11 protein-coding genes and 1 pseudogene are annotated in these 8,238 nt (G+C 43.0%); 1 reads left to right on the top strand and 11 read right to left on the bottom strand.

The window, feature by feature from the left end; all coding sequences use genetic code 11:
• Nucleotides 1–108: 108 nt before the first annotated feature.
• The 11 genes from HT688_RS07195 to HT688_RS07245 all read right to left on the bottom strand — a co-directional run bounded on the left by HT688_RS07195 (nt 109) and on the right by HT688_RS07245 (nt 7,907).
• A complete protein-coding gene (locus HT688_RS07195) occupies nt 109–1,206 on the bottom strand; it encodes a nucleotidyltransferase (protein ID WP_000156344.1) in 1,098 nt (365 codons plus the stop codon).
• Between the two features lie 9 nt (nt 1,207–1,215).
• Complete coding sequence (locus HT688_RS07200; protein ID WP_000257066.1) at nt 1,216–1,956, bottom strand: class I SAM-dependent DNA methyltransferase; 741 nt, start codon at nt 1,954–1,956, stop codon at nt 1,216–1,218.
• Between the two features lie 108 nt (nt 1,957–2,064).
• A complete protein-coding gene (gene rsfS, locus HT688_RS07205; RefSeq protein ID WP_001002999.1) occupies nt 2,065–2,418 on the bottom strand; it encodes a ribosome silencing factor in 354 nt (117 codons plus the stop codon).
• A 12-nt stretch (nt 2,419–2,430) separates the two neighbouring features.
• On the bottom strand, nt 2,431–2,931 hold the full coding sequence (locus tag HT688_RS07210; protein WP_000844709.1) for a cysteine hydrolase family protein: 501 nt from the start codon (nt 2,929–2,931) through the stop codon (nt 2,431–2,433).
• Entirely contained in the window at nt 2,932–3,525 is a 594-nt protein-coding gene (yqeK, locus tag HT688_RS07215) for a bis(5'-nucleosyl)-tetraphosphatase (symmetrical) YqeK (protein ID WP_000121671.1), read from the bottom strand.
• On the bottom strand, nt 3,525–4,154 hold the full coding sequence (locus HT688_RS07220) for a nicotinate-nucleotide adenylyltransferase (protein ID WP_000151313.1): 630 nt from the start codon (nt 4,152–4,154) through the stop codon (nt 3,525–3,527). The genes yqeK and HT688_RS07220 overlap by 1 nt, the downstream gene beginning before the upstream one ends.
• Before the next feature lie 51 nt (nt 4,155–4,205).
• Nucleotides 4,206–4,517, bottom strand: coding sequence for a ribosome assembly RNA-binding protein YhbY (gene yhbY / locus HT688_RS07225; protein WP_000060169.1), 312 nt, complete (start codon nt 4,515–4,517; stop codon nt 4,206–4,208).
• A 212-nt stretch (nt 4,518–4,729) separates the two neighbouring features.
• Nucleotides 4,730–5,836, bottom strand: coding sequence for a ribosome biogenesis GTPase YqeH (gene yqeH, locus HT688_RS07230; protein ID WP_000391176.1), 1,107 nt, complete (start codon nt 5,834–5,836; stop codon nt 4,730–4,732).
• Nucleotides 5,837–5,838: 2 nt separating this feature from the next.
• Nucleotides 5,839–6,366 (bottom strand): YqeG family HAD IIIA-type phosphatase, encoded by a 528-nt coding sequence (locus HT688_RS07235; protein ID WP_000963739.1) that lies wholly within the window; start codon nt 6,364–6,366, stop codon nt 5,839–5,841.
• A gap of 14 nt (nt 6,367–6,380) precedes the next feature.
• On the bottom strand, nt 6,381–7,289 hold the full coding sequence (locus tag HT688_RS07240) for a magnesium transporter CorA family protein (protein WP_000242250.1): 909 nt from the start codon (nt 7,287–7,289) through the stop codon (nt 6,381–6,383).
• Nucleotides 7,290–7,346: 57 nt separating this feature from the next.
• Complete coding sequence (locus HT688_RS07245) at nt 7,347–7,907, bottom strand: mechanosensitive ion channel family protein (RefSeq protein ID WP_001168882.1); 561 nt, start codon at nt 7,905–7,907, stop codon at nt 7,347–7,349.
• 138 nt (nt 7,908–8,045) lie between these two features.
• Between HT688_RS07245 and HT688_RS07250 the strand changes: the two are divergent.
• Nucleotides 8,046–8,238: pseudogene (locus tag HT688_RS07250) on the top strand (serine/threonine transporter SstT); the annotation flags it as partial.

Genomic DNA, 8,238 nt, shown 5'->3' on the forward strand with positions numbered 1-8,238 from the left:
ACGAAGTCAGTAACATATATACGGCAAGGCGACGTTGACGCGATTTGAATTTGATTTTCGAAGAGTATTATTCGTAAAAAATCTCAAAAAGCCTACCTTTCGGTAGACTTAGCTTGTTTCTATTCTAATCGGCACTCTTCCAAAATTTTGCTCTGCTATACTTGGCTTTCCTAGTTGGTAAATCTGGTCTGCTTTTTGGGTCATAGCATCCCAAGGTTCTTTGCCAATTCGGCTGACTAGATTGACCTGTCCTTTCAGAGACTTGAGATGTTGCCTGCCTTTTTCAGTAAATCCAAGGACATGAATGGCTTCTGGCAAGACATTTTCTCTAGCCTGCACCAAAATATAGGTCAATAGGCGTCTGACACGCGCCTTGGTGTAACGTTTGGTCGCAACCGCCTCGACCAACTCTTCTACAGACTGGGCTGGTTTAATAGCTTCTTTAATGCGCACAGCCATTTCTTGATTGACCTGATAGATGGTGGTTAGGTCGGGATTTGACAAGATTTGATAGCGGAGCAAGGGAAAATAGTCTTCCCAGATCACCTTACTGGCCTGCTCAAATAGGGCAACAGAAGGCATAAAGCGTTCTAAGAAATCTTGGTCCTTCTGATGTTGACGGAGGGCTGTCGCCGAGGCAAAGTCCACATCTTTATTCACAGAATGGTAACCTGCCCCCTGACGCTGAATCGTATGCAGCTTGATATTTCGTCCTGCAACCGCCTTTGCATAGGCCAGAGCAAGAACATGATTGGGGGTATTACCTGAAAAATCAAGACCAGCAAATTCCTTCCACATAGATTGGGTTTTCTGGGGATAGGAAAGGGAATCAGGCAGATTTTCCACAAATTTCTCCATCTCAGCACCTTTCTCTGTGTATAAGTCAGCGATTTTCTGATAATCTCGAACTTCCTCTGTCCCAAAAACTAGACTATCAATGCCCAAGCGATCCAAGATATCCACAGCTCCTTGACCAAAGAAATCAGCTGCCTGAACACTGACTAAAAAGGGCAATTCCACTACCAAGTCTGCGCCATTTTCCAGCGCCATCTGGGCCCTTGTCCACTTATCCACAATAGCAGGCTCTCCACGCTGCATGAAATTCCCTGACATGGCAACAATTTTCAGTCCCTCTGCCTGATCCAGCAGGTATTTATGGCCATTATGAAAAGGATTGAACTCTGCGATAATACCTGTGATGGTCATGATGTTCTCCTACTTCTGCGCCACAAAAAACCAACGGGTGCTAGTTTCTGTTGGTTCCTTATCCTCAAAGTCTGCATAGAGTTTGAAGGACTTGAATCCAGCCTGTTCCAGCAAGATATCATAGGTCAAGATCTCATAAGTCCTCTCCTCATGTACTTCATCGTGGCGACTAAAGGAACCGTCAGCCTCCTTGATAAAGAAAGTCAGCTCATGCACGATGGAGTGAGGAGCTTCGTCCTCATATGTATCCCAAAGCATGGCAAAATCTTCCGCATTTTCATGGTAGGAATAGCCAGGGAATACTTCATCTGTCTGGTAGGTCGAGTGCACGTCAAAGATGAAAACTCCCTCTTCATTCAGCGCATTGTACACGTCCTTAAAGACGTCCCCTACTTCCACCTCATCCTGCATATAGCAGATAGAGTCCGAATAACACGTGACAAAATCGTATTTCCCTGCCTTGGACAAATTCAGCATATTACCTTCTATAAAAGCAATCTTTTGCTTGGCTGAAGTTGCTCTCTTCTCCGCAATCTTCAACATATCCGCACTCAAGTCAAGTCCAGTCACATCAAAACCAGCCTGAGAGAAGCGCACTGATTGAATTCCTGTCCCACAAGCCAATTCCAAGAGTTTCTTTCTCTCCTTGGTCTTAGGCAAATGACGCAGAGAAAAATTCGTCCATTTGTCGTATAAACTATCGTCCATGACCGCATCATAGACCGCCGCAAAGGTTTCATAAGTCGCCATAATCATGATACTAAGAGCTCCATGGTAAACACCACTAGCCCTTTACCTTTCTATCAATTTTTCTAAAATAAGCAAAGAAACCCAGTTGACTACAACTGAGTTCATCTTCTAAGCAAGAGCTTCTGAAATATCTACTGAATTCGCCTCATGCCATAGCTTCTCTAGATTATAATGGGCACGCATTTCTTCTGAAAAGATATGCACGACAACAGCACCGATGTCCAGTAAGACCCAGCCTCCAGCTGCATCGCCTTCGACATGGCTACCTTTAAAGCCTGCTTGAGCTACTTTTTCACGGATATTAGCTGCGATAGCGTCCAACTGACGGCTATTCATTGAGCTAGTGATGACAAAGTAGTCCGTCACACTAGTCAAATCTTGTACATCAAGTGCGAGGATATCCTCCGCACGTTTCTCATCAGCCGCTTTCACGACTAGTTCTAGTAATTCTTTTTCGTTCATTTAATCCTCTTTTTAGAAAATATGTTTGTAATCTAGAACATCTGCAAAGCGCTCCTCCCAAATGTCCTCATAAAATTCATTAATCGTTTCTGCTGGAATGTCATCCCCATCAAAGGTTGTGACAGCACCTTCTGGAACAATAAGCTGATAGCCATATTCAAAGGCAACCTTGACAGAGGTATCCACACAATATTCTGTCTGCATACCACATAAAACTAATTTTTCAATCCCCTGCTTATCCAAGTATTTTTTTAAGCCAGTTTCTTTGAAAATACTGTTATATTTCTTCTGAAAGACCTTTTCAGCAGGTTTTCGATTTAAAAGCGCAGATAACTGCCAATCTTCTGATGTTTGAGCTTCAGAGTTCTCAATATGTTGAACATAGATAATTTCAATATTCTTGCTTCTAGCCTGGTTTTGTAAATAAGAAATTTTTTCCAATAGACTTTTTGTCTGGAACCCAGTTTCTACTAAAACATTCTGAACATCAATGATTATAAAAGCCGTCTTCATTTAGTCCTCTTTCAAATAGTGCACAAAGGCGTTATAGGTTTCAAGGGTTTGGGGATAGATGGGGAATCCCTGATGAGCTAGATACTCCACGGTACGAGCTGTTTCGTAGGCCACCGCCTTATTGAGCGATAGACTTGCAATCTCACGCGCCACATCTACTCCAGGAAAGGCTCGATTGTGCTCGATATAGTCTGCGACGTAGATGACCTTATCTAGGTCTGTCATTTGACCAGCTCCGACTGTATGAATTTCAATGGCTCGCAGAATTTCAGAATCATGCAAATCCAAATCTTCCTGAATTTTGTAAATTCCGACCATACCATGCCAGACATTATTGCCCCAGTTTTTGAGGTCAGGGTCTAGCTGGTAACGGTCAATCAAGGCTAGAAATTCCTGATCTGACAACTTTTTAGCATAGTCATGAAGAAGACCTGCTAGACTTGCTTTCTCAACATCTACACCAAAGCGCTGAGCTAATTCCATAGCGGCACGCTCCACACCCAAGCAATGGGTTAAGCGTTTTTCAGGTAGAAACTCTACCATTTTTTCCAACAAGGCCTCACGGGAGCAGTTGATATAGTCTTGATAGGACATCAGTAGAGCCCCTCCTTCTCGATGTAGTCTAGCACTGGCTGAGGTAGGAGAAAGTTGGGTTTCCGACCTTGGGCAAGGAAGTCCCGCACCATGCTGGACGAGATATCCATGAGCGGTACGTCCACCCAGATAACTGGATAGGAAGTCCCTACCTTGTAGCGTGGACGCTGAACCCCCACAAACTGAACCATGTCAACCAGTTCATCAATTCGGTACCACTTAGGCAGATAGTCAACCATGTCGGCACCGATGATAAAGTAATAATCCGTATCTGGATTCTTCTCTGTCAAAATCTTCATGGTGTCGTAGGTGTAGGAAATACCCTTGCGCTCCAACTCAATGGTTTCAATGACTAGGCCGTCAATTCCCTCAATTGCCAACTCAAGCATCTTGAGACGATGGTGTTCAGGGATGGTTTCCTTTTTATCAACGTGAGGAGGTTGGTATTCAGGCATGAGAAGAACTTGATCCAGTCCCAACTGTTGCCGTACTTGATCCGCAACAATGAGATGGGCATTGTGAACAGGGTTAAAATTCCCCCCTAAAATCCCAACTTGTTTGCGTTTTTTCTCCTTGATTTCTGGCTCCAACTCTACCTTGGTAAAGGGAGTCAATAGTTCGATTGTCATAGGCTAGTCCCCTTTATTTCTCTATAAAAACAGTTATTTGGAGTTTCGGTCTTAGATTTCTTTGACTTTCTTAGAAATCTTGCGATTTTCTTTCTTGCTAGATTGTTTAAACAAAATCAAGATGCGTCCGATTTTTTGGACTGTATCCACACCGATTTCTTCTTCCAAAATTTCAGCTACTTCGTGGATATTTTCATCTGTATTTTGCAAGAGCGTTACTTTAATCAATTCGCGTGCATCAAGTGCTTGACGAACGCTGGTTTTGATTTGGTCGTTGAGACCATTTTTTCCAATTTGGATGATGGGTTTGAGGGTGTGTGCCTGACTGTTGAGGAAGGCACGTTGTTTTGATGTTAATGACATAATTTCTTAAAAGAGTTTCTTTTTATACTTTTCTAAAGTGGTGGCGGACGTTAGCAAAGTCCTTCGGGCTTTCATGACTAAAATTTGAGCCTATGGTCTCAAATTTCCCGCAGTTGGTACAATCACTTGTACCAACTGACACCACGGCGAAAAGTATTCTCTACGGGCTCGCAACGCTCGCCTTAATAAAGACAACCCTTTCCTTTCTGTGTTTAAATAATTGCTTTTCGTATGACGACTGCGACGCCTTCTGGTGCCCAGACGGCGACTTTGGCAGTGCCTGTTACGCGGATCCAGCCGAGTCCTGAGATGACTAGGTCAGTTTTGTCCTTGATATTAAAGACATGTTGGACCAATTTTGGAAAATCTTCTTTTTCCTTGCTATTTGGTGGGGTTAAAAGGGTTCCAAGATGCTTGTCGTAAAAGGCACTAGCACCTTCAAGCTTAGTACGGTGGAGTTTCAATTCATTGTCAAAGAAGGCTGTGAATCCTTGCTTTTCACCCGCAATGAAATCAAAGCGTCCGAGACCACCTAAAAACAGGGTTTGTTCAGGATTGAGCTGATAAGTTTTAGGCTTGATTTCCTTTTTAGGACTAACATACTTGAGGTTTTTAGCCGTCAAATAGTGAGCCATCTGGTGACGGTGGATAATCCCCGGCGTATCGTAGATATAAGATCCGTCGTCAAGCGGAATCTCGATCTTGTCCAAGGTTGTTCCTGGGAAGCGCGAAGTCGTAATGACATTCTGGTCACCCGTGATTTCTTGGATAATAGCATTGATTAGGGTTGATTTTCCAACGTTAGTTACCCCAACGACATAGACATCACGGCCCTTACGGTAGTGTTCAATCTTGTCAATGACTTCCTTAATGGCATGCTTGTTTTGGGCTGAAGTTAGGACGACATCAACTGGACGGAGACCTTCTTCGTGGGCACGTTCCATGAGCCACTGGCTAATCTTGCCTGGTTTAACAGACTTGGGCAAGATATCTTTTTTATTTCCAACCAGGAGGACATCATTGCCCGAGACAAAACGTGGCAAGCCTGGGATGACAGAGCCATTAAAGTCAAAGATATCAACGACATTAACCACCAGGGCATCACTGTCTCCTACCTCGTGCAAGAGTTTTAGGAAATCATCGTCTGTCAATTGAACATCCGTGATTTCATTGTAGTGGCGGAGACGGAAACAGCGTTGGCAATAGATTTCGCCAGTCTCCAATCCTTTTTCAAGTGCCGACTGAGGGGTAAAACCCAGACCAGCCTTATCTGTCGTCTGAATGGTTGCTCCACAACCAATACAGAGAATTTCTTCCATAGTTAAATTCCTTTTTTATATGTAATCGGTCCGTACATTTCAGTGATTTTTCGCATCACACGACGCTCACGAGCTCGGTTAATCTGCGTTTTAATCGAGTCATGTTGGACCAAGGGTTTGACTAAAATCGAGCGAATGCCTGCACGGTGGGCTGCTCGTATATCTGTCATGAGCTGGTCGCCAACCATGACCACTTCGCTTTTCTCATAGTGAAATTCCTTCATGGCACGGTCAATCCCAAATGTGAAGGGCTTTAGAGCCCAATAAACGTAGTCAATCTCAAACTTCTCAACTGCTCGTTGGACGCGTTTTTTGGTGTTATTTGACACTACGATAATGCGAATGCCCGCGTCCCGAAGGTCATGTAGCCATTGCTTCATCTCTGGTGTCCCGTCAGGGTTGTTCCAAGCAATAAGGGTATTGTCCAAATCGACCAAAACAGCCTTGATTCCCTGCGCCTGCAGGCTTGGGACTGTCAGATCATAGACTGCTTCCACAGCAAAATCTGGCATGTAGTTTTCAATCGCCATTCTGGCTCCTTTTCTTAACTTTTTTTCGCAATTTTCCTTAGTAACAAGGATAAAACAATCCATAACCCTGCACTAGCTATACTGATGTAGAGCCAAGCATGGGGCTCATCTGTTAGAGGTAGGGGAACATTCATTCCGAAAAAGCCTGTCACGACTGCCAAAACAGCTAGCAAGACTGAAATGATAGTCAAGGTTGTCAAATTATCATTCAGATTATTGTTTAGAATATTGTTGTAAGAGGCTGAAAGTTGCTGTAAAATCTGAGAGATTAGGTCTGTCATGGATACCAGCTGATGAGCCTCAATCATGGCATCATCAAACTGTTCTCTCTCAATCTCATCAAAACTACGATACAAGGCATGACCTTGAATATGCTCCAACAAAATCCGATTTTGTTTAGCAGCCGCAGTAAGATAAACCATACCCGTCTCCAAGTCGGAAAGGGCAAAAAGATTTTTCTTAGTTGTTCGCTGACGCAAGAGACCATTGACCTCGTCCTTACTCTTATCCATCTGCTCGATGACAGGGTAGTAGGCATTGCTGATGATTTCCAGACTGGCAAAGAGAAACTTGTAGATCGAAAGCGTGTCATGACTCTCCAGATAACGGGTCATTTGTTCAATGACATAGGCGTTCTTGGTATTACTAATGGTAATCAGGCGACGATGCTCCACGATAAAGGTCATGGGAAAAGTCTCATAGTAGGCCTTGTCCTTTTTCACATCTAGGACATTATAGATAAAGGTAACCGTCCCACTTTCACGGTGGTAGTCCATGTGGGCACGCTCATTCCTATCCAGTGCGTACTCAATGGTTTCCTTGTCCAAGCCGTAGATTTCAGAAAGGTCTTCTAGTTTATTCAACTTTCCGAGGTCTAGGTCTATCCAGGTACAACCATTGCCCAACTGCTTTTCTAAAACCATCTTTTCTCCTTTATTAAACTCCCTCTATTGTACCACAAATTACTTAAAATAACAGGTCTAGTCCGTGCGTGAGAAATTGCTAACAACCGTGATATTTCGGTTCGGAACAAAGTGAAGAGCTTGCTCCTCGCTACGAAGCTGTGTCGTACGAATTCCCACACTGACAACCTTACCCGATACAGTAATGGGGCCGTTGGTCAGAACAACCTCATCTCCCACATCCAGTTGACGTTCAAAAAGGATGAAAAAGCCATTGATGACATCAGACAGAAAACCTTGGGCTCCCATCCCAATCGCCACCCCAGCGATTCCAGCCCCAGCCAGCAAGCTAGATACAGGTAAGCCTAAAATCGATAAAATACAGTAGAGTAAAAAGAAATATGACGTATAATTAAACACATTTTCTAACAAACGTGAGATGGTTTTCTGGCGCCCGACATCATGATGAGACATTTTTAGAGAAGGTTTGGCAATTCTCTGCACCATGGTATGAAGCATTTTTTTAGCAATATAAAATACAATCAAAAGCAGTAAAAGAGAAATGACCTTGGTTAGAATATTTTCGATAATGGTTGTCACATCTAGCTTTTCAATATAAGCTTGAATAAATTTTTGCATATAAAACTCCTTTATTTCATTATACCATATTTTCATCAGTCTCATTATCCATAAATATTCAAAAAATAGACAGAAAATTCTTGATTTTGTCTATCGTTTATACTATAATCATAATCACTACACAGAAAGGAGATTATTATGAAAAGAATCATTCATGCTTGGAACAAGGCAAGCCTTGTCAAGCGTATCTTGATTGGTATGCTTTGTGGGGGAATTCTAGGACTGACCCTTCCTAATCTCTCAGGAATTGGGCTACTCGGGGATTTATTCGTTGGAGGTCTAAAAGCTGTTGCTCCTATCCTAGTCTTTGCTCTCCCGACTTTATCACTTA

It is taken from the genome of Streptococcus sp. 1559 (assembly GCF_013276735.1).
In the GTDB taxonomy this organism is placed as follows: Bacteria; Bacillota; Bacilli; order Lactobacillales; family Streptococcaceae; genus Streptococcus; species Streptococcus pseudopneumoniae.

Coding starts and splice junctions, on each gene's coding strand:
- HT688_RS07200 (WP_000257066.1), bottom strand. CDS start 1,956: ATGGCGACTTATGAAACCTTTGCGGCGGTCTATGATGCGGTCATGGAC.
- HT688_RS07195 (WP_000156344.1), bottom strand. CDS start 1,206: ATGACCATCACAGGTATTATCGCAGAGTTCAATCCTTTTCATAATGGC.
- HT688_RS07210 (WP_000844709.1), bottom strand. CDS start 2,931: ATGAAGACGGCTTTTATAATCATTGATGTTCAGAATGTTTTAGTAGAA.
- yqeK (WP_000121671.1), bottom strand. CDS start 3,525: ATGTCCTATCAAGACTATATCAACTGCTCCCGTGAGGCCTTGTTGGAA.
- yhbY (WP_000060169.1), bottom strand. CDS start 4,517: ATGTCATTAACATCAAAACAACGTGCCTTCCTCAACAGTCAGGCACAC.
- HT688_RS07240 (WP_000242250.1), bottom strand. CDS start 7,289: ATGGTTTTAGAAAAGCAGTTGGGCAATGGTTGTACCTGGATAGACCTA.
- HT688_RS07235 (WP_000963739.1), bottom strand. CDS start 6,366: ATGGCGATTGAAAACTACATGCCAGATTTTGCTGTGGAAGCAGTCTAT.
- HT688_RS07245 (WP_001168882.1), bottom strand. CDS start 7,907: ATGCAAAAATTTATTCAAGCTTATATTGAAAAGCTAGATGTGACAACC.
- rsfS (WP_001002999.1), bottom strand. CDS start 2,418: ATGAACGAAAAAGAATTACTAGAACTAGTCGTGAAAGCGGCTGATGAG.
- HT688_RS07220 (WP_000151313.1), bottom strand. CDS start 4,154: ATGACAATCGAACTATTGACTCCCTTTACCAAGGTAGAGTTGGAGCCA.
- yqeH (WP_000391176.1), bottom strand. CDS start 5,836: ATGGAAGAAATTCTCTGTATTGGTTGTGGAGCAACCATTCAGACGACA.